This window comes from Nonomuraea sp. NPDC049607, from assembly GCF_040675375.1.
Lineage (GTDB): Bacteria > Actinomycetota > Actinomycetes > Streptosporangiales > Streptosporangiaceae > Nonomuraea.
This window is the reverse complement of the sequence record NZ_JBFAOV010000009.1, coordinates 58959-77954: the sequence shown is the minus strand read 5'-3', so window position 1 is coordinate 77954 and position 18996 is coordinate 58959. Positions and strand designations below refer to the sequence as shown.

Here is an 18996-nt window from a genome sequence, read left to right as displayed (position 1 = left end):
CCCTGGGGCCGACGGCCTGATCCCGTCGAGTCACCGGGGGTGCCGAGGCCGGCGTCAGCCTCCGGTGATGACGAGCACCAGCCCGGAGGCGATCAGCCCCGCCTCGACCGCCACCACGAAGGCCCCGGCGGGCAATCGCTCGACGATCTTCTTGCCCGCCCACGCGCCGGCCGCGCTCGCCGGCGCCAGGGCCAGCCCGGTGGCGGCGCCGGTCGTGGTGAGCACGGAGGCCGCGCCGAAGACGATCAGCTTGGTCAGGTGCATCACCACGGCGGCCGCGGCCTCGGTGCCGATGTACGCGCCGCGCAACAGACCCCGGGCCAGGAAGAACGGGGCGACCATCGGCCCCATGGAGCCGACCAGCGCCGATCCGAACCCGGACGCGGCTCCCACGGCCGCGAACGCCGCGTCGTCCAGCCGGACGCCATGCGGCCGCCGACGTCGCCAGACCACCATGACCAGCAGGAACACCCCGATGACGCGGGTCAGCGCCTCCAGCGGGGCGGCGGCGAACACCAGCGCCCCGGCCACGGCGGCGGGGACCGCGCCGGTCGCGAAGACGCCCACCAGACGCCGGTCCACCTCGGCCCGGTTGAACCACACCCGGCTGCCGTTGCCGGCCAGCTGTGTGACGGTCAGCACCGCGACCGCGTCCCGGGTGCCCAGGACCGCGACGAACACCGGCAGCAGCAGCACCCCGCCGCCGAACCCGGCCACGGCCGACAGCACCGCGGTGGCGAACGTCGCGGCCACCATGACGGCCATGACCAGGACCGTGTTCACGACCTCGCCTTTCCCTTCTGGAAATCGGTCCGGCGCCTCGGTCAGGAGGCGCGGCCCCCTCCGGACGACGAGCAGCAGGAACATTCGGGAGCACAACCGCCACAGCCGTCGCCCCGCCCCTCGGCGCCGCTGACGGCCGCCGGGACAGACGCCGCCGGGGCCGAGCCGGCCGGAACAGAGGCCGCCGGGGCCGAGGTCGCCGGGACGGCGCAGCAGGTGTCGCCGCGCCACGCCTCACGGCCTTCCTTGACCGCGACGGCCGCGATCACCAGCGCGGCGATCGGGTCGGCCCAGGACCAGCCGAAGGCGCTGTTGAGCGCCAGGCCCACCAGCAGCACGCCGGACAGGTACGTGCACAGCAACGTCTGCTTGGAGTCGGCCACCGCCGAGGCGGAGCCGAGCTCGCGGCCCGCGCGGCGCTGCGCGTGGGACAGGAACGGCATGACCACCAGCGACAGGGCGGCCAGCACCAGGCCCGGGGTGGAGTGCTCGGCCTCCCCGGCGCCGAGCAGGGCGCGGACGGCGTCGACGGTGACGTAGGCGGCCAGCGCGAAGAAGGAGATCGCGATGACCCGCAACGCGGCCCTCTCGCGGCGTTCGTGGTCGGCGGCGGAGAACTGCCAGGCCACCGCGGCGGCCGAGGCGACCTCCACCACCGAGTCGAGCCCGAACCCGATCAGCGCGGCGGAGGAGGCCACGGTCCCGGCGGTGATGGCCACCACCGCTTCTATCACGTTGTAGGTGATGGTCGCCGCGACCAGCAGCCGGATGCGACGCCGCAGGACCGTCCGCCGCGCCGTGGCGGCGAGGTCGAGGGAGCTCACGACACCGCCTCCCCCGCAGCCTGTCCGGTGCGAAGGGAGACGGCGTGGCCGGTGGCGGCCAGCAATTGCTCGGCGGAGGCGAGCAGGTCCATCAGCTCGGGCCGGGTCAGCGAGTAGAACGACTGGCGGCCTTCGGCGCGGTAGTCGATCAGGTCGCAGTCGCGCAGGCAGGCCAGGTGCTTGGACACCGTGGACTGGGCCAGCCCGAGCTCGGTGGTCAGGTCCACCACACGGGCCTCGCCGCGGGCCAGGCGCTGGACGATGCGCAGCCGGGTCTCGTCGGCCAGGGAGTGGAAGAGCGCGGCCGCGGGGGAGATGCCGGCGGCGATGTCGGTGCTGACACACCGGCCACCCTCAGAATCAATCGCCATATGGCGATGTTAACCCGAAATCGTGATGTGTTGGCAAGCCGGTCCGTACACCCGCCTTGTCGCCCGGCCGTGCGGTCACCGTTCGCAGACGACTCCGTCGCCGTCGCGGTCCTGGTACCAGGCGTACTCGGGGTCGACGCCCCGGCGGTACGGGCCGTAGCCGGCGGCGTTCGCCTCGGCGCAGGTGCGGAAGCGTGGGTCGGTCCCGGCGGGCGGAGCCGTCGGGGTGGGGGACGGGGCGGGGGTGGAGCTGGTGGTGTCGCACCTGCCGGACCAGATCCGCAGCTTGTCCGCCTTGGCCTTCGCCTGTTCGGCGCGGAAGAGGGTCGTGTACTTGTCGGCCGGCGTGGACGGGACGGCCTTGCCGTAGCCGTAGCGGATCAGGTTGCGGTTGACGTGCACGCCCTTGGCGCTCCAGACGTGGAGAGGCAGCCGGCCGATGCGGTCGGTCCTGCCGGTGAGCAGGCGGGCCGTCGTCCCGGGTGGCAGGAGGGCCGCCGTGCGGGCGGTCGCCGCCTTGGACCAGCACCGGCCGCGCTCCGGCGTGTCCACCCCCAGCAGCTGTACGCGGACCTTCGTGGCGCCGCGCATGACGTCGACGGTGTCGCCGTCCACGATCTTGACGACCCGGACGTCGACAGTGCCTCCGGGGATCCCGGCCGCCTGGGCCGGAGCGCTCAGGGTGAGGGCGAGGGGTAACAGGGCGGCCGCGGTGGTGACGATCCTGGCCGTGCTCGGGCTCGTACGCATGAGGTGACTCCAGGGGCGGAAGGTCCGGACGGGAGGAGACGCGCCCGTGGAGACAGGGGTGTACCGCCGAAAGGGAAGGATTGTGTCACTCGTGGTCGGGGTGCGGCGACGCTGCGCTTAGGGTTTGTCTGGTCGCCGGGCCCTCGGGTGCGGCCGTTGTCCATGTTCAGAGGCTTGCGAGCGCTCGCCGGTCCGCCCCGCGCGGCGGGTGCGCGTACGTGGCGGGCGGGGCCGCCGAGGCTTGTCCGGTGTCGAACCGGCGATATGCTCGCACTGGTGTTCGATAAGCTGCCTCTGGGGGAGTGTCGTGGTTGTCACCAAGGAAGCCGGATGGGTGGGCCTGAGCTGGGATGACTGGTCCGATCTGGGCGAGATCCGCGCCCGGCTCGACTCCGGCGCCGACCCGCATGCCGACCTGTGGCACGAAGGGCCGCCGCTGCACCTCGCGGCCGAGTACGGCTCGCCCGACGTGGTCGCCGAGCTGGCCCGCCGCGTCGGCGACGTGGACACCCCGTACGAGGGGCGCAGCGCTCTCTGGCGTGCCGTGTTCGCCCACCGCAGGGACAACGCGCTCGCCCTGGTCGCCGCCGGGGCCGATCCTTGGCGGCCGATGACGGGCGGCTGGTCGCCCGGCCGGCTCAGCCTGGCCGGCCCCAACCCCGGGCTGTTCTTCCCCTTCCCGCGCGACAAGCCCTCGCTGTCGGAGGCGGAGAACGCGGCCGTCGTGGAGGCCGAGCGGCTGATCGAGGCCCTGGGCGACTTCGAGTACGAAGGGCTGGGGCTGGTGTGCGTCGCGGGCGTCACCGCGGCGGAGGCCGCGCGGCGGCTGGGTGCGACGGTGGCCGAAGGGGCCGGGATCGACGGGGTCCTCGACGGGCCTTACCCGGGGGAGAGGGCCGGTCTCGTGGGCGCCACCGACGTGCCGGGCGGGTGCGTGGTCAGCCAGCGCCGGGGGCACGAGGTGACGAGCGCCGACGTGATCAACCGCCTGTCGGCCGGGACCGTCTGCTACGCGATGTTCGCCGATCCGAAGAGCGGCAACCTGGGGTTCGGCTCGCGGCACGGGGTCGTCGAGGAGCGGGACGCGTACCCGGGCGGCGGCCTGGTGTCGCCGGACAGCTCGTCGGACGAGGTGCTGACCGCCTTCCTGTACCAGGGGGAGGCTGTGGCGTACTGCTGCGCGTACGCGGGGCTCCGACTCACCGACGCCCGCCCCGTCCTGGGCCCTCCCGACATCTGGCTCCACCTCCCACCCCACGACTGAGACCTCCTGCGCACGCCGCTGTCGGCGAGCCGGTGGGCGGTCAGGGCATGGCGGCCGAGGCGGCGCCCAGGACGGCTCCGTGCGGGCCCAGGGTGGAGAGCCGGATGGGGACAGAGCCGAGGCCGCGCGGCGCGTACCGGCGGACGGTCTCGACCAGTGGGACGGTCAGGAGGTCGCCGAGGCCGGTGACGCCGCCGCCCAGGACGATCACGTCAGGGTCGAGGAGAGTGGCGGCGGAGGCGATCGATCTGCCGAGGATGAGGGCGGCCTCGCGGATCACCTCGCGGGCCAGAGGGTCGGTGGCGTCCCGCTGACCGGTCGTCTCGGGCGAGCCTGGTGGGTCGGTGGAACCGGAGAAGGTCCGTGCGGCGTGCCCCGGGGGCGCGGGGATGAGCAGGGATTCGAGGTTGGTGGCTGTGCCGCCGCGGGTGCGGTAGGTGGACAGGATCGCCGGGCCCGACGCGTACGCCTCCAGGTGACCGGTCGCGCCGCAGGGGCACAGGCGGTCGGCGTCCGCACCCGGGGGCAGGACGGCCGGGGTGTGGCCGAGGGAGCCCGTCATGCCGTTGCGGCCACGTAGCAGTTCGCCGTCACGTACGAGGGCGCCGCCGATGCCGGTGCCGATCGTGAGGACCAGGGCCAGGCGGCTGCCCCTGGCCGCGCCGTGACGGGCCTCGCCGAGCGCCCAGGCGTGGACGTCGTTGAGCACCGTGACCGGCAGGCCGAGCCGGTCGGTGAAGGCGGTGGCCAGGTCGGTGCCCCGCCAGCCGGGCAGGGCGTCGGTGGCGTGCGTGACCACGCCCTTGTCGTCGATCGTCCCCGCGCTGCCGACTCCGCAGGCGATGACCTTCATGCCGGCGGCACGGGCCTGGGCGAGGCGGTCCGCGGCCAGGCCCAGCGCGGCGGCCAGCACCGCCGTCGCGCCGCCTTCGGCAGGCGTCGGAACGCGGCCGGGGAGGTGGATCTCCGCTTCGCCGGAAGCCGGGGGTGAGGTGGGGAGGTGGATCTCCGCTTCGGCGGAGGCCGGGGGCGGGGTGGGGAGGTGGGGTTCTGTCTTGGGGGAGGTCGGGATGAGGGCGGCGGCGGTCTTGGTGCCGCCGATGTCGATGCCGAGCACGACCGGGGTGCCGTCCGTGGGGCGTTGTGGAGCGGGGGCGGATGGGGTCACCGGGGGCCTCCCTTGGGGGTGGACGCGGTGAGGTGGCGGGTGATGGCCAGGGGGTCGGTGATGGCGGCGCCGATCACGACCGACCATGCGCCGCGGGCGAACGCCTCCGCCACGTGGACGTCCGTACGCAGCCGGCCTTCGGCGACCGTACGGACCCCGAGGGCGGCGAGCTCGCCGACCAGGTCGAGATCGGGCCCGTGCACGAGCCCCGCCCCAGGCGCGGAACCGGCCCTGAGGGTGGGGGAGAAACCGGGGGCGGTGGCGGCGGCTCTCGGGTGGGGGGAAGGGGCGGGGGTGGTGTACGGGGTGTAGCCGGAGAGCGTGGTGGAGATCAGGGAGGCGCCTCGGTTCCAGGCTCGCAGGCCCTCCTCCGCGGTCGACACGTCGGCCATGACGGGCACTCCCAGCTCCTCTCGTACCCGTTCGACCAGGGCCGCCAGGTCACCGGCCGCCGGTTCGGCCTCGGCCGTCACCTCCAGGGCGACCATGTCGGCGCCGGCCCGCACCAGGTCCTCGCACAGAGCGAAGGACGGCGTGATCAGCGGACGGGCATGAGGGCGGGGGACCTTGGCGAGTCCGATGAGGGGCAGGTGTGTGACGGCCTTGACCGCCCGGACGTCCTCCGCGCCGTTCACCCGCAGCCCGGCCGCGCCGCCCAGTTCGGCGCAGCGGGCCAGCAGCGCGATGGTGCGCGGATCGCGGAGGGGGTGGCCCTCGGGGGCCTGGCAGCTCACGACCAGGCCGCCTTCGATCGCGGTCACCACATCCATCTGGTACAGCCCAATCTGTCGATCTGGGGGGAAACAAGGCCTAGTTGCTCGATTGGTATAGCCCAATTACGATCAGAGCGTCAAGAGGCGCACCCCGACCGAGGACGGCCACCCGTGACGAAGATCGGCCAGCTCACAGACCATCTGCTCACCCTCATCGAGACCGAGCTGAAGCCGGGCGAACGGCTGCCCGCCGAACGCGATCTCGCCGAGGAGTTCGGGGTCAGCAGGCTGACCGTGCGGCGGGCGGTCGACCGGCTGGAGACCGACCAGCGGGTCTACCGGGTCCAGGGAGCGGGGACGTTCGTCGCCCACCGGAGCATCGCCAAGACGATCGAGCTGACGTCGTTCAGCGAGGACATGCGGGGGCGCGGGCTGGAGCCGGGGTCACGGCTGCTGGAGGCGGCCGAGGTGCCCGCGGGCGCGCGGGTGGGGCAGGCGCTCGGCGTCAGCCCGGCGGACGCGGTCGTGCGGCTGTGCCGGGTGCGTACGGCCAACGGTTCGCCGATGTGCCTGGAGCGCGCGCACGTTCCGGCCGTGTTGGTGCCCGGCCTGCTCGACCGGCCGCTCGGCGGGTCGCTGTACGAGGTGCTGGCGGGGGCGTACCGGATCAGGCTGGAGCGGGCCGAGCAGTCGATCAGGGCCACGGTGCTGGAGCCCGAGGAGGCGGAGCTGCTGGAGGCGGCGCCGCTGTCGCCGGCGCTGCTGGTCGAACGGGTGGCCTACGACCAGCGGGGAAGGGCTGTGGAGGCGGCCAAGTCGATCTACCGGGGCGACCGCTACTCCTATGAGATCGCGATCCGCCGGTGAGGGCAAAGGCGACTTGTCAGGACGCGGGAGGGTGCGGTAGACGACTGGAGGACGGGTGGCGTCCCTTCGGAGTCCCTGCGAAGTCCCTTCAGAGAGGTCGATCGGAATGCGATGGAGTGACATGTCGAGGCGGCGACGGGCGATGCTGCTCGCGCTCGCCTCGGCGGAGCTGGTGCTCACCGGGGCCGCCGCCGCGGACCTGCGGCGCCGGCCGCAGCGGGAGATCCGCGGCTGGAAGGGCGTCTGGTGGCTGGGCATCTTCGTGCAGCCGTTCGGCCCCATCGCCTACCTGACGTACGGCAGGCGGAAGGGGCACGGGAGCTGACGGAAGCCGCCGTATCCGTTGGGGCTCATCGGCGGGTGTCCACCCAGACGCTCACGGTCGTGTGCGCCGTGATCCCGGTGCAGGAGGTCTGCCCGGCCGGCACCCACGGGCCCACGATCGGGATCAGGCCGACCTCGGGCCGGCCCGTGGCCGGCGCGGCGCAGCCGGCGGTCCGTCTTCTCGCGTCCATGCGGGGCTCCTCGGAGGTGTGCGCGCGGCGAGAATTGCTTAGGAAAGTTTCCTAAACATTAGGCCCCGGAAAGCCGCATCGTCAACGGTTCACCACCGATCGTGTACCTGCGGGCGGATGAGCTCGTCGTAGACCGACCGCACGGCGTCCAGCGTCTCCCCGGGAAGCGGGCCGAGGTCGGCGGCGGAGGCGTTCGAACGCGCCTGGCCGGGGTTGCGCGCGCCGGGGATGACGACCGAGACGCCGGGCTGGTCGAGGATCCAGCGCAGTGCGAACCGGGCCATGGACGCGCCCTCGGGCACCAGCCCGGCCAGCCTGCGCACCGCCTCCAGCCCGGTGCCGAAGTCCACGCCGGAGAAGGTCTCGCCGACATCGAACGACTCGCCGCGCCGGTTGTAGGTGCGGTGGTCGTCGGGGGCGAACACGGTGTGCTCGTCGTAGCGGCCCGACAGCAGGCCGCTGGCCAGCGGGACACGCGCGACGACGCCCACCCCGGCCGCGCGGGCGGCGGGCAGGACCCGCTCCAGCGGCTTGAGCCGGAAGGCGTTGAGGATGATCTGCACGGTGGCCACGCCCGGCCTGGCGATGGCGGTCAGCGCCTCCTCGCAGGTCTCCACGCTGACGCCGTACGCCGCGATCCTCTGCTCGGCGACGAGCGTGTCCAGGGCGTCGAAGACCGCGTCGGAGGAGTACACCGGGGTGGGCGGGCAGTGGAGCTGGACCAGGTCGAGGGTGTCCACGCCGAGGTTGCGCCGGGAGCGCTCGTTCCAGGCGCGGAAGTTGTCCAGCACGTAGTTGGACGGGACCTGCGCCACCCTGCGGCCCATCTTGGTGGCCACGGTGAGCCCGGGATGTGCCTTGGCGAAGCGGCCGACGATCTGCTCGCTGCGGCCGTCGCCGTAGACGTCGGCGGTGTCGACGAAGGTGACGCCCGCCTCCACGGCCGCCTCCAGGGTGGCGAACGCCTCGTCCTCGCTCACCTCGCCCCAGTCGGCGCCGAGCTGCCACGCGCCGAGGCCCACGACGCCGACCTGGCGTCCCGTACGTCCGAGTGTGCGATGTTCCATGCTGTTTGTCCGTTCGTCTGGTTGCTGCGACCAGTGTCCCGGACAGTGAGGCCCGGGCGCGCCGCGGGGGCGCGCCCGGCTCGCCTTCAGCGGGGCCGGTAGCTGCAGCGCACGCCCGTGTGCACGGTGGCCCGCAGCTCCTCGCCCAGCGCCTGGTCGGCGGAGGAGACGCGGGAGATCGCCCGCCTGATCGCCTTCCCGACGGCGATCCGCGCACGTTCCTCCGTGCCCGTGAACGGCCGCGCCCGCCCGCCGATCCCGGTCGCCGCCGACAGCTCGGCCACCAGCCACTCGCGCTCCAGCCGCAGCGCGGCGGCCCGCTCGATGTCGTTCATCGCCTCCAGTTCGTCGATCTCCTCCTGCAACTCGCTCAGCCGCTGCCGGTAGGTCTCCCTGGCCAGGTCGTCCAGCACCGGCTGCGCCGAGGCGGGCTCGCTCTCCTGCGCCGGCGCGCCCGCGGCCAGGTCGGCGGCGAGGATCTCCCGCCCCGGATTGGCGATCAGGGTCGCCAGGTGACCCATGCCGACGCTGTGCTCGACCACCACCAGCCGCCCGCCGTGCTCGACCTGCCAGTGCCGTCCGTGCCTGCGCAGCCGGAACGCCCCGTGCGCCCCGGTCGCCCGGCCGACCACGGCGGGCAGCACCATGCCGAGGTCCCTGGCCTCCTGCGCGGCGGTGCTCTGGGCGGCCCGCGCCGTCCTGTCCTGCGGCCCGTCGCGCAGCGCGAGCGCCTGCCCGAGCCGCCAGCGCGACAGCGTCGCGGCGGGCCAGTGGCCGAGCGCGAGATCGGCCCGTACGGCCTCCGCCAGGTGCCCGGCGGCCCGGTCCACGTCACCGGTCGTGAGCGCGGCCATGCCGAGGCTGTGCTGCACCGAGCCGAGGCAGAGCACGCCCAGGCTGGCCACCACCGGCAGAGCGGCGAACGGCAGCAGCAGCGCGTACGCCTCGGCGGCGACGGCGGCGTCCTGGAGCAGGTGGGCGGTCTCGACGACGCAGTACATCGAGAACAGCCACGTGCTCGACCTCGGCAGGTCGGCCAGGTCCCGGCCGCGCAGCCGGGCCAGGTGGCCGGCCGCCGCCCTGCGGTCGCCCGAGGTGGCCGCGGACAGCGCGAGGCCCGCCAGGTAGGAGTTGTCGACCGGGCTGAGCGTGGGCGAGCTGACCAGGTCGGCCAGCACCGGCAGCAGCTCGGCCGTGCGGCCCTGGTACCAGCGGATGGCGGCGATCTGGCCGCCGTACCAGCCGGTGGCGTCCATGTCGCCGGCCTTGAGGCCACGCTCGAAGCAGTCGCCGGCCATCTTCTCCGCCTGGTCGAACAGGCCCGCCCTGATGGCCAGCATCACCCTGATCACGTCCGTCACGAACCCGACCGCCAGGTGGTCGTGCTCGGCCAGCAGGCCCTGCAACTCCTCCAGGCAGCGTCCGGCGTGCGGGTCGGCGGCCAGGTAGAGGTCGACCGTCCGCCACAGCAGGCCCATCAGCAGGTCGCCCCTGCGCCCGGTGACCGCCGCCTGGCCGATCAGCTCCCTGGCCAGTTCCAGCCGCGCCGGCCCGTGCTCGGGGCCGAGCAGGCAGTGGTGGGCCAGGCTCAGCGCCTCGGCCAGCGCCGCCGGCTCGCCCGCGCTCCTGGCCCGCTCGACCAGCCGCAGGATCTCCTCGTGTTCGCCCGCGCTGTAGTCCTCCTCCCCGCTCATCCTGATCCGCAGCCGCAGCGCCAGCGGCGAGTACGGGTCGACCAGCGACAACGCGTGCCGCTGGCGCGCCCGCACCATCTCCGACTCCGCGCACGTGCGGTGCTCCTGCACCCACACCCCGCCCAGGCCGACCGCGGCCCTGGCCAGGGCGGGCACGTCGCCGCACGACTCGGCCTGCCGGTAGGCCGAGTCGAACCAGCGCCTGGCGGTCTGCAGATCCCCGTTCACGTACAAAGCGCGCTCACCGAGCACGAGCGCGAGCCTGATGTCCGGACACGAGGGCAGGCGAACCCTCAGCTCCTCTAAAACGCCCACGGTTTCCGTCCCCATTCGGTCATCCGGGCTGAGCTTCCAGACGGTCCCCCGAATACCGTTCTGCTGTAACGACGTGCGGGGGCGGTGGACGGTTCAACCGAATGCGCTGGTTACCCTGTGCGCATGATTCGCCCCGCCACCCCAGAAGACGTCCCGGCCGTCGTGAGCATGATCCGTGAGCTGGCCGCGTACGAGAACGCCGTCCACGAGGTTCGCGTGACGGAGGACATGCTGCGCGACTCGCTGTTCGGCGAGCGGCCCGCCGCGTTCGCCCACATGGCGGAGGAGAACGGCGAGCCCGTCGGCTTCACGATCTGGTTCCTGACCTACTCCACCTGGCGCGGCGTGCACGGCATCTACATGGAGGACCTGTACGTGCGCCCCGAGCACCGGGGCGGCGGCCACGGCCGCGCGCTGATGGCGGAGCTGGCGAGGATCTGCGCCGAACGCGGCTACCAGCGCCTGGAGTGGTCGGTGCTCGACTGGAACGAGCCGTCCATCGCCTTCTACGACAAGCTCGGCGCCGTGCGGCAGGACGAGTGGCTGAAGTACCGGCTGACCGACGAGCCGCTGGAACGGCTGTCGCGCTGAGCCCGCCGGCGGCCGGGCGTGCCGCGCAGGTCGCCCCCGGCATGACCTGCGCGGCCTCCCGTCACACGCCGACGTGCGACCTGGACCGCTGGCCCTGGGTGCTGTCGAACATCTCGGTGCCCTGCTCTTCGAGGTCCTTGTGGGTCTCCTCGATCCGCAGCGCGACGCCCATCGCGAAGAACGTGGGCGCCCACTCGCCGATGAAGATCCCCCACCGGTCGGCGCGGTCGAGGCCCGCGCCCTCGTTGTTCTTGGAGATCATCCAGGAACAGAAGGACAGGCCGATGGACGCCAGCCCCGCGGCGTACATGTGGCCTGACTTGATCCCCATCTGGTGCAGCTTCTTGATCATTATTTCCCCCTTTGCCATGAGTGCTGTTACCCCGGGGAAGACCGCGTAACCAGCGAGAACTGCGTTCATGTCCGGCATGTTTCGCAGGTGACGGTTGTGCGCGCCTTGTTACAGCGGTGAATCACCTGTAACCGGCACACCGCCGGCGGCTGCCGGAACGCGTAACGCGCCCTTCCTACCGTGGTGCTCCCGACGCCGAGCGGAGGAGAGAGTGATGGCGCGCTGGATCACCGAGTGGCACCCCGACGACCCGGCCTTCTGGGAGCGGACCGGCAGGCACGTCGCCCGGCGCAACCTGGTCTTCTCCATCGTGGCCGAGCATCTCGGGTTCACCGTCTGGACCCTGTGGAGCGTCGTGGCCACCAGGATGGGCGCCTACGACTTCTCCACCGACCAGCTCTTCTGGCTCGTCGCGCTGCCGAACCTGGTCGGGTCGGCGCTGCGGGTGCCCTACACGTTCGGGCCCGGCCGGTTCGGCGGGCGCGACTTCACCGTGGCCGGCGCGGTGCTGCTGCTGGTCCCGGCCGTGCTGCTCGGGGTGGCGGTGAACGATCCCGGGACGCCGTACTGGCTGTTCCTGGTGATCGCGGCGCTGGCGGGGGTGGGCGGCGGCAACTTCGCCTCCAGCATGGCCAACATCACCTACTTCTACCCGCGCGGCCGGCAGGGGCTGGCGCTCGGGCTGAACGCGGCGGGCGGCAACGTCGGGGTCAGCTCGGTGCAGCTCGTCGTGCCGCTGGTGATCGGCTCGCTGGGACTGGCCGCCGCCGGGTGGTTCTGGATCCCGTTCATCGTGGTGGCCGCGGCCTGCGCGTGGTTCTTCATGGACAACCTGGCCGGCGCCAGGGCCGAGCCGCGCGAGCAGCTCGCGGTGGCCGGACGGGCGCAGACCTGGATCATGTCCTTCCTGTACGTCGGCACGTTCGGGTCGTTCATCGGCTACTCGACGGCGTTCCCGCTGCTGAGCAAGAGCCTGTTCCCCGATGCGCCGTACGCGGCGGTGGCATTCGCCGGGCCGTTGCTCGGCTCGCTGGTCAGGCCGGTGGGCGGCTGGCTGGCCGACCGGCTCGGCGGCGCGCCGGTGACGCAGTGGAACTTCGCGGCCATGGGCGCCGGGGTGCTGCTGGTGTGGCTCGCCAGCGCCTCCGGCGGCTTCTGGCTGTTCTTCCTGGCCTTCCAGCTGCTGTTCCTCACCGCGGGCATCGGCAACGGCTCGACGTACCGGATGATCCCGGCGATCTTCCAGGCCAAGGCGGTCGCCGAGCGCGGCACCGGCGAGGAGGCCCTGCTGCACGGCAGACGTCAGGCCGCGGCGGCGATCGGCATCATCTCGGCGGTCGGCGCGCTCGGCGGGTTCCTCGTCAACCGGGCCTTCGGGATGGCCTACGCCGCGGCCGGCACCCCCGCACCGGCGTTCCTGGCCTTCGCCGCCTTCTACGCCGCCTGCCTGGCGCTGACCTGGTGGTGCTACACGCGCACCGTCGGCGTCAAGGTCGTCGCCAACCTCGCCCACGCCCAGGTCTGACATGACCAGGACACACTGCCCCTACTGCGCGCTGCAGTGCGGCATGGAGATCGGGCCGGGGCTGGAGATCAGCCCCAGGACCGACATCCCGGCCAACGCCCCCGGCGCGCTGTGCCAGAAGGGATGGACGGCGGCCGAGCTGCTGACCAACGGCGAACGCCTGACGACGCCGCTGCTGCACGGCGAGCCGGTGGAGTGGGAGGCCGCCCTCGACCACGTCGCCGACCGGCTGGCCGGGATCCGCGCCGAGCACGGCCCCGACGCCGTGGCCGTGTTCGGCGGCGGCCTGACCAACGAGAAGGCCTACCAGCTCGGCAAGTTCGCCCGGGTCGCGCTCGGCACCAGCCAGATCGACTACAACGGCCGCTTCTGCATGTCCTCGGCCGCCGCCGCCTCCATCCGCGCCTTCGGCCTGGACCGGGGCCTGCCGTTCCCGGTCACCGACCTGGACGACGCCGACGTCGTGCTGCTGGCCGGCGCGAACGTGGCCGAGACCATGCCGCCGCTGGTCCGCCACCTGTCGGGGCCGCGGCTGATCGTCGTCGATCCGCGCCGCACCCCGACCGCCGGGCTCGCCTGGCTGCATCTGCAACCCGCGCCCGGCACCGACCTGGCCCTCGCGCTCGGGCTGCTGCACCTGGCGATCGCCGACGACCTCGTGGACGCCGACTACGTGGCCGCCAGGACCACCGGGTTCGACGACGTGCGCACCTCGCTGGCCTCCTGGTGGCCCGAACGCGTCGAGCGGGTCACCGGGGTGCCGGTGCACCGGATGCGGCAGGCCGTCCGCGCGCTGGCCGCCGCCCGGAACGCCTACGTCCTGACCGGACGCGGCGCCGAACAGCACGCCAAGGGCACCGACACCGTCACCGCGTACGTCAACCTGGCCCTCGCGCTCGGACTGCCCGGCCGGTACGGCTCCGGCTTCGGCTGCCTGACCGGCCAGGGCAACGGCCAGGGCGGCAGGGAGCACGGACAGAAGGCCGACCAGCTCCCCGGGTACCGCAGGATCGACGACCCGGCCGCCCGCGCGCACGTCGCCGAGGTGTGGGGCGTGCGGGCCGAGGACCTGCCGGGGCCGGGGCGGTCGGCGTACGAGCTGCTGGACGCGCTCGGCACCCCGCGGGGGCCGCGGGCGCTGCTGCTGTTCGGGTCCAACCCGGTGGTCTCGGCTCCGGGGTCCGCGCGCGTCGGCGGCCGGATCGCCGGGCTGGACCTGCTGGTGGTGGCCGACGTGGTGCTGTCGGAGACCGCGGCGCGGGCCGACGTGGTGCTCCCGGTCACCCAGTGGGCCGAGGAGGACGGCACGATGACCAACCTGGAAGGCCGCGTGCTGCTCCGCCGCCGGGCCGTCGCGCCGCCGGAGGGCGTCCGCAGCGACCTGGACGTCGTCGCCGGGCTGGCCGCCAGGCTCGGGCACCGCTTCGACGCCGAGCCGGCCGCCGTCTTCGACGAGCTGCGCCGGGCCACGGCGGGCGGCGTCGCCGACTACTCCGGCATCACCTACGAGCGCATCGCCGCCGAGACGGGTGTCTTCTGGCCCTGCCCGTCCGCCGGCCACCCCGGCACGCCCCGCCCGTTCCTGGACCGCTTCGCCCACCCGGACGGCCGCGCCAGGTTCGTCCCGGTCGAGCACCGGCCCGCGGCGGAGGAGCCCGACCAGGACTACCCGGTGTACCTGAGCACCGGCCGGATCCTGTCCCACTACCAGAGCGGCGCCCAGACCCGCCGGATCGCGTCGCTGGTGCGGGCCGCCCCCGAGCCGTTCGTGGAGCTGCATCCCGACCTGGCCGAGCAGCTCGGCGTCGCCGCGGGCGACCTGGTGCGGGTCAGCAGCCGCCGGGGCCACACCAGGGCGGTGGCCAGGATCAGCGACGCCATCAGGCGCGACACCGTGTTCATGCCCTTCCACTGGGAGGGCGCCAACCGGCTCACCAACCCGGCGCTCGACCCGGTCTCCGGGATGCCGGAGTTCAAGGTCTGCGCGGTCAGGGTGGAGAGGGACTCATGAGGCTCGTCGTCGTGGGGAACGGAATGGCCGGGTCGCGCCTGGTCAGCGAGGTGCGGGCGCGCGACCCGCGGATGCGGGTGACCGTGTTCGGGGCCGAGGCGGGGCCGCCGTACAACCGGGTGCTGCTGTCGGACGTGCTGGCCGGCGGTTCGCGTCCCGACCAGGTGCGCCTGCTCGACCCGTCCTGGTACGCCGCGCACGCCGTCGAGGCCGTGCCCGGCGCGGAGGTCGTCCGCGTCGACCGGGACACCAGGCACGTGGTGACCGCGGACGGGCGGCGCGAGCCGTACGACGTGCTGGTCCTGGCCACCGGCAGCGAGGCGGTCGTGCCGCCGCTCCCCGGCGCGGGGCGGGCCGTCCCGTTCCGCACGCTGGAGGACTGCGAGCGGATCATGGAGGCCGCCGGGCGGGCGCGCCGGGCGGCCGTCGTCGGCGGCGGGCTGCTCGGCGTCGAGGCCGCCCGCGGCCTGGCCGGGCGCGGTCTGCCGGTCACGCTGCTGCACCTGGCCGGGCACCTGATGGAACGCCAGCTCGACGCCGAGGCGGGCCAGGTGCTGGGCGAGACCCTGGCCGGGCTCGGCGTGGCGACCCGAACCGGCGTCAGCGCGGCCGCGGTCGAGCCGGACGGCGTCCGGCTGGCCGGCGGCGAGCTGGTCGAGGCCGACCTGGTCGTCCTGGCCTGCGGCGTGCGCCCGGTCACCGGGCTCGCCGCCGAGGCGGGGCTGGAGGTGCGGCGCGGCGTCGTCGTGGACGACGAGCTGCGCACCGACGACCCCTCGATCTTCGCCATAGGCGAGTGCGCCGAGCACCACGGCACGGTGTACGGCCTGGTCGCCCCCGCCTGGGAGCAGGCCGCCGTGGCCGCCGAGGTGATCACCGGCGGCAAGGCCCGCTACCGCGGCTCCCGGCTGGTCACCAGGCTCAAGGCCGAGAGCGTCGAGCTGGCCGCCATGGGCGAGACGCACCTCGGCGAGGAGCACGCCGAGGTGGTGCGCTTCAGCCACCGCGCCCGCGGCACCTACCGCAAGCTCGTCATCCGCGACGGGCGGCTGGTGGGCGCGATCCTGCTGGGCGAGAGCGACGCCGTCGGCACCCTCACCCAGCTCTTCGACCGCGGCGGCCCGGTGCCCGGCGACCGCGCGGGGCTGCTGTTCCCGGGCCTGTCCTCGGCGCCGGTCGCCGGCAGCCCGGTGCTGATGCCGGACGCCGCCGTGGTCTGCCGGTGCAACGACGTGACCAAGGGACGCATCCGGGCGTGCTGGGAGGCCGGCGCCCGCGACGTGGCCGGGGTGGCCGCCGCCACCAGGGCCACCACCGGCTGCGGCACCTGCCGCGACGCCGTGGAGGGCATCGTCGGCTGGCTGTGTGAGCAGGAAGGAGTTCCGGTATGAGGAGGATCGTCGTCGTCGGGTACGGCCCGGCCGCGCACCGCTTCGTGGAGACCCTGGCGGGCCGGGGCTTCGACGGACGGGTCACCGTCATCGGGGAGGAGCCGCGCCCGGCCTACGACCGGGTGGCGCTGACCTCGTACCTGTCGGGGACCAGCGTGGCCGACCTCACCTATCCGGTGCCCGGCGGGACCGTGACCAGGCTGGGCAGCCGGGCCGTGGCCGTCGACCGGGAGGCGCGGACGGTGACCGTCGAGGGCGAGCTCGCCGAGCCGTACGACGTGCTCGTGCTGGCCACCGGGTCGGCGCCGTTCGTGCCGCCGGTGCCCGGACGCGAGCACGCCCACGTCTACCGCACCATCGAAGACCTGGACGCCATCCGCGCGGCGGCCGCCGACGCGGCCGAGGGCGTCGTGGTCGGCGGCGGCCTGCTCGGCCTGGAGGCGGCCGACGCGCTGCGGACGCTCGGCCTGCGGACGCACATCGTCGAGATGAGCCCCTGGCTGATGCCGCGCCAGGTGGACGAGGGCGGCGGCGCGGTGCTCAGGGGCCACGTCGAGGCCCTCGGGCTGGGCGTGCACGCCGGCGCGGGCGTCCGGGAGGTCGTCACCGGCCCGGACGGCCGGGTCGCCGGGCTGCGCACGCCGGACGGCACGCTGATCGAGGCCCAGGTGGTGGTGTTCTCGGCGGGCGTCAGGCCGCGCGACGAGCTGGCCAGGGCGTGCGGGCTGGAGGTGGGCGAGCGCGGCGGCATCGTGGTGGACGCCGGGATGCGCACCTCCGACCCGTCGATCTACGCGATCGGGGAGTGCGCGCTGGCCGGCGGCATGGTCTACGGCCTGGCCGGGCCGTGCAACACGATGGCCGAGGTGGCCGCCGACCGGATCACGGGCGGGACGTCCTCGTTCGCGGGCGCGGACCTGTCCACCAGGCTCAAGCTGCTCGGCGTCGAGGTCGCCCAGTTCGGCGCGATGGACGGCGCCCTCGACGTCACCTACATGGACCCGGTGGCCGGGGTCTACAAGAAGCTGTTCATCAGCGACGACGCCCGGACCCTGCTCGGCGGCATCTGCGTGGGGGACGCGGGGCCGTACGCGGCGTTGCGGCCGTTCGTCGGCAAGCCGTTGCCCGCGCCGCCCTCCGACCTGCTGTTCAGCGGCTCGGGGGCGCGGCTCGACCTGCCCGACGACGCCCAGGTCTGCTCGTGCAACAACGTGTGCGCGGGGGACGTCCGGCACGCCGTCACCGGCCTGGGCGTGACCGACGTGCCGGGGCTCAAGGCGTGCACGCGGGCGGGCACCACGTGCGGGAGCTGCGTGCCGATGCTCAGGCAGTTGCTGGAGAGCTCCGGCGTCGAGGTCGGCAAGGCGCTGTGCGAGCACTTCGCGTTCTCGCGGGCCGAGCTGTTCGACATCGTCCGGGTACGGAAGATCACGACGTTCTCCCGGCTCGTCACCGAGCACGGGCAGGGACGCGGCTGCGACGTCTGCAAGCCGGCCGTGGCCTCGATCCTGGCCTCGCTGCACAACGGGCACGTGCTGGACGGCGAACGGGCCGCGTTGCAGGACACCAACGACGCCTTCCTCGCCAACATCCAGAAGAACGGCACGTACTCGGTCGTCCCGCGCATCCCGGGCGGCGAGATCACGCCGGACAAGCTCATCGTGATCGGCGAGGTCGCCCGCGACTTCGGGCTCTACACGAAGATCACCGGCGGGCAGCGCATCGACCTGTTCGGCGCCCGCGTCGAGCAGCTCCCGGACATCTGGCGGCGGCTCGTGGACGCCGGCTTCGAGTCCGGCCACGCCTACGGCAAGGCCCTGCGCACGGTGAAGTCCTGCGTGGGCTCCACCTGGTGCCGCTACGGCGTCCAGGACGCGGTCGGCCTGGCCATCGCCCTGGAGCTGCGCTACCGCGGCCTGCGCTCGCCGCACAAGCTCAAGTCGGCCGTGTCCGGCTGCGCCCGCGAGTGCGCCGAGGCCAGATCGAAGGACTTCGGCGTCATCGCCACCGAGCAGGGCTGGAACCTGTACGTCGGCGGCAACGGCGGCTTCCGTCCCCGCCACGCCGACCTGCTGGCCACCGACCTGAGCACCGACGACCTGATCAGGACCGTCGACCGGTTCCTGATGTTCTACGTCCGCACCGCCGACCGGCTGCAACGCACCGCCGCCTGGCTGGAGTCGCTGGACGGCGGCCTCGACCACCTACGGAAGGTGATCATGGAAGACTCGCTCGGCATCTGCGCCGACCTCGACGCCCAGATGGAACAGCACGTCGCCACGTACACCGACGAGTGGGCGGCGACCCTGGACGACCCGGAGAAGCTGGGCAGGTTCGTCAGCTTCGTCAACGCCCCCGGCGTGCCCGACCCGTCGATCGTGTTCGCCGCCGAGCGCGGCCAGATCAGGCCGGTGACGGCCCGATGAGCTGGACCGCGGTCTGCGAGTACGCGGCCCTGCTGCCGGAGCGCGGCGTCTGCGCGCTGGTCGGCGGCCGGCAGGTGGCGCTGTTCCGCACCCACGACGGGCACGTGCACGCCCTGGACAACCTCGACCCGTTCAGCGGCGCGTACGTGCTCTCGCGCGGCATCGTCGGCACCAGGCGGGGCGAGCCCACCGTGGCCTCGCCGCTGCACAAGCAGGTCTTCTCGCTGGTGTCGGGGACCTGCCTGGACGAGGAGGCCGTCCAGGTGCCCGTGTACGCCGTACGGGTGGCGGGCGGGCGGGTGGAGGTCAGCGTTTAGCCGATCAGGACACGGGCATTGACCTGCTGAAACACGGGGACAGGGGGTGTGC

Annotated in this window: 19 protein-coding genes; 9 read left to right on the top strand and 10 right to left on the bottom strand. The window is 73.4% G+C overall.

Annotated features, from left to right (window positions below; genetic code table 11):
- Nucleotides 1-54 precede the first annotated feature (54 nt).
- The 4 genes from AB0J97_RS19620 to AB0J97_RS19605 form a co-directional block, all read right to left on the bottom strand.
- Complete coding sequence (locus AB0J97_RS19620) at nt 55-783, bottom strand: sulfite exporter TauE/SafE family protein (RefSeq protein WP_364090491.1); 729 nt, start codon at nt 781-783, stop codon at nt 55-57.
- A 41-nt stretch (nt 784-824) separates the two neighbouring features.
- Nucleotides 825-1607 carry a cation transporter gene (locus tag AB0J97_RS19615; protein WP_364090488.1) on the bottom strand — a complete coding sequence of 261 codons (783 nt, stop codon included), beginning with the start codon at nt 1605-1607 and terminating at the stop codon, nt 825-827.
- Nucleotides 1604-1978: a metalloregulator ArsR/SmtB family transcription factor gene (locus AB0J97_RS19610; protein ID WP_357698380.1), complete on the bottom strand. Its 375-nt coding sequence runs from the start codon at nt 1976-1978 to the stop codon at nt 1604-1606. The genes AB0J97_RS19615 and AB0J97_RS19610 overlap by 4 nt, the downstream gene beginning before the upstream one ends.
- A gap of 75 nt (nt 1979-2053) precedes the next feature.
- On the bottom strand, nt 2054-2728 hold the full coding sequence (locus AB0J97_RS19605) for an excalibur calcium-binding domain-containing protein (RefSeq protein WP_364090485.1): 675 nt from the start codon (nt 2726-2728) through the stop codon (nt 2054-2056).
- A gap of 307 nt (nt 2729-3035) precedes the next feature.
- On the opposite strand from AB0J97_RS19605, the gene AB0J97_RS19600 reads away from it, so the two are divergent.
- On the top strand, nt 3036-3992 hold the full coding sequence (locus AB0J97_RS19600) for an ankyrin repeat domain-containing protein (protein WP_364090482.1): 957 nt from the start codon (nt 3036-3038) through the stop codon (nt 3990-3992).
- A 40-nt stretch (nt 3993-4032) separates the two neighbouring features.
- On the opposite strand, the gene AB0J97_RS19595 is transcribed toward AB0J97_RS19600, so the two are convergent.
- A complete protein-coding gene (locus AB0J97_RS19595) occupies nt 4033-5160 on the bottom strand; it encodes an ROK family protein (protein WP_364090479.1) in 1128 nt (375 codons plus the stop codon).
- Nucleotides 5157-5930, bottom strand: coding sequence for an N-acetylmannosamine-6-phosphate 2-epimerase (locus tag AB0J97_RS19590; protein ID WP_364090476.1), 774 nt, complete (start codon nt 5928-5930; stop codon nt 5157-5159). The genes AB0J97_RS19595 and AB0J97_RS19590 overlap by 4 nt, the downstream gene beginning before the upstream one ends.
- 114 nt (nt 5931-6044) lie before the next feature.
- Here AB0J97_RS19590 and AB0J97_RS19585 point away from each other — a divergent pair, with 114 nt between their 5' ends.
- On the top strand, nt 6045-6740 hold the full coding sequence (locus AB0J97_RS19585; protein ID WP_364090473.1) for a GntR family transcriptional regulator: 696 nt from the start codon (nt 6045-6047) through the stop codon (nt 6738-6740).
- Nucleotides 6741-6861: 121 nt separating this feature from the next.
- Entirely contained in the window at nt 6862-7065 is a 204-nt protein-coding gene (locus AB0J97_RS19580; protein ID WP_364090470.1) for a PLDc N-terminal domain-containing protein, read from the top strand.
- Nucleotides 7066-7090: 25 nt separating this feature from the next.
- Here the strand turns inward: AB0J97_RS19580 and AB0J97_RS19575 are convergent, their stop codons facing one another.
- The 3 genes from AB0J97_RS19575 to AB0J97_RS19565 all read right to left on the bottom strand — a co-directional run bounded on the left by AB0J97_RS19575 (nt 7091) and on the right by AB0J97_RS19565 (nt 10244).
- Nucleotides 7091-7255: a hypothetical protein gene (locus tag AB0J97_RS19575; RefSeq protein WP_364090467.1), complete on the bottom strand. Its 165-nt coding sequence runs from the start codon at nt 7253-7255 to the stop codon at nt 7091-7093.
- Nucleotides 7256-7344: 89 nt separating this feature from the next.
- Nucleotides 7345-8322 carry an aldo/keto reductase gene (locus AB0J97_RS19570; protein ID WP_364090464.1) on the bottom strand — a complete coding sequence of 326 codons (978 nt, stop codon included), beginning with the start codon at nt 8320-8322 and terminating at the stop codon, nt 7345-7347.
- Nucleotides 8323-8408: 86 nt separating this feature from the next.
- Entirely contained in the window at nt 8409-10244 is a 1836-nt protein-coding gene (locus AB0J97_RS19565) for a hypothetical protein (RefSeq protein ID WP_364090461.1), read from the bottom strand.
- 210 nt (nt 10245-10454) lie between these two features.
- Between AB0J97_RS19565 and AB0J97_RS19560 the strand changes: the two genes are divergently transcribed.
- Complete coding sequence (locus AB0J97_RS19560) at nt 10455-10922, top strand: GNAT family N-acetyltransferase (protein ID WP_364090458.1); 468 nt, start codon at nt 10455-10457, stop codon at nt 10920-10922.
- Between the two features lie 61 nt (nt 10923-10983).
- Here the strand turns inward: AB0J97_RS19560 and AB0J97_RS19555 are convergent, their stop codons facing one another.
- The gene (locus AB0J97_RS19555) at nt 10984-11274 is read right to left on the bottom strand and encodes a hypothetical protein (RefSeq protein ID WP_357698359.1); all 291 of its coding nucleotides are present in this window, start codon (nt 11272-11274) and stop codon (nt 10984-10986) included.
- Nucleotides 11275-11488: 214 nt separating this feature from the next.
- On the opposite strand from AB0J97_RS19555, the gene AB0J97_RS19550 reads away from it, so the two are divergent.
- The 5 genes from AB0J97_RS19550 to nirD are packed head-to-tail and all read left to right on the top strand — an operon-like array spanning nt 11489 to nt 18944.
- Nucleotides 11489-12799: an MFS transporter gene (locus AB0J97_RS19550; RefSeq protein ID WP_364090455.1), complete on the top strand. Its 1311-nt coding sequence runs from the start codon at nt 11489-11491 to the stop codon at nt 12797-12799.
- Between the two features lies 1 nt (nt 12800).
- Nucleotides 12801-14810: a molybdopterin-dependent oxidoreductase gene (locus AB0J97_RS19545; RefSeq protein ID WP_364090452.1), complete on the top strand. Its 2010-nt coding sequence runs from the start codon at nt 12801-12803 to the stop codon at nt 14808-14810.
- The gene (locus AB0J97_RS19540; RefSeq protein ID WP_357698353.1) at nt 14807-16201 is read left to right on the top strand and encodes an FAD-dependent oxidoreductase; all 1395 of its coding nucleotides are present in this window, start codon (nt 14807-14809) and stop codon (nt 16199-16201) included. The genes AB0J97_RS19545 and AB0J97_RS19540 overlap by 4 nt, the downstream gene beginning before the upstream one ends.
- A complete protein-coding gene (gene nirB / locus AB0J97_RS19535) occupies nt 16198-18627 on the top strand; it encodes a nitrite reductase large subunit NirB (protein WP_364090448.1) in 2430 nt (809 codons plus the stop codon). Before AB0J97_RS19540 ends, nirB begins: the two co-directional genes overlap by 4 nt.
- Nucleotides 18624-18944 (top strand): nitrite reductase small subunit NirD, encoded by a 321-nt coding sequence (gene nirD, locus AB0J97_RS19530; RefSeq protein ID WP_357698349.1) that lies wholly within the window; start codon nt 18624-18626, stop codon nt 18942-18944. The genes nirB and nirD overlap by 4 nt, the downstream gene beginning before the upstream one ends.
- Nucleotides 18945-18996: the final 52 nt, after the last annotated feature.

Coding starts and splice junctions, on each gene's coding strand:
- AB0J97_RS19610 (WP_357698380.1), bottom strand. CDS start 1,978: ATGGCGATTGATTCTGAGGGTGGCCGGTGTGTCAGCACCGACATCGCC.
- AB0J97_RS19605 (WP_364090485.1), bottom strand. CDS start 2,728: ATGCGTACGAGCCCGAGCACGGCCAGGATCGTCACCACCGCGGCCGCC.
- AB0J97_RS19590 (WP_364090476.1), bottom strand. CDS start 5,930: ATGGATGTGGTGACCGCGATCGAAGGCGGCCTGGTCGTGAGCTGCCAG.
- AB0J97_RS19580 (WP_364090470.1), top strand. CDS start 6,862: ATGTCGAGGCGGCGACGGGCGATGCTGCTCGCGCTCGCCTCGGCGGAG.
- AB0J97_RS19575 (WP_364090467.1), bottom strand. CDS start 7,255: ATGGACGCGAGAAGACGGACCGCCGGCTGCGCCGCGCCGGCCACGGGC.
- AB0J97_RS19570 (WP_364090464.1), bottom strand. CDS start 8,322: ATGGAACATCGCACACTCGGACGTACGGGACGCCAGGTCGGCGTCGTG.
- AB0J97_RS19560 (WP_364090458.1), top strand. CDS start 10,455: ATGATTCGCCCCGCCACCCCAGAAGACGTCCCGGCCGTCGTGAGCATG.
- AB0J97_RS19555 (WP_357698359.1), bottom strand. CDS start 11,274: ATGATCAAGAAGCTGCACCAGATGGGGATCAAGTCAGGCCACATGTAC.
- AB0J97_RS19550 (WP_364090455.1), top strand. CDS start 11,489: ATGGCGCGCTGGATCACCGAGTGGCACCCCGACGACCCGGCCTTCTGG.
- AB0J97_RS19545 (WP_364090452.1), top strand. CDS start 12,801: ATGACCAGGACACACTGCCCCTACTGCGCGCTGCAGTGCGGCATGGAG.
- AB0J97_RS19540 (WP_357698353.1), top strand. CDS start 14,807: ATGAGGCTCGTCGTCGTGGGGAACGGAATGGCCGGGTCGCGCCTGGTC.
- nirB (WP_364090448.1), top strand. CDS start 16,198: ATGAGGAGGATCGTCGTCGTCGGGTACGGCCCGGCCGCGCACCGCTTC.
- nirD (WP_357698349.1), top strand. CDS start 18,624: ATGAGCTGGACCGCGGTCTGCGAGTACGCGGCCCTGCTGCCGGAGCGC.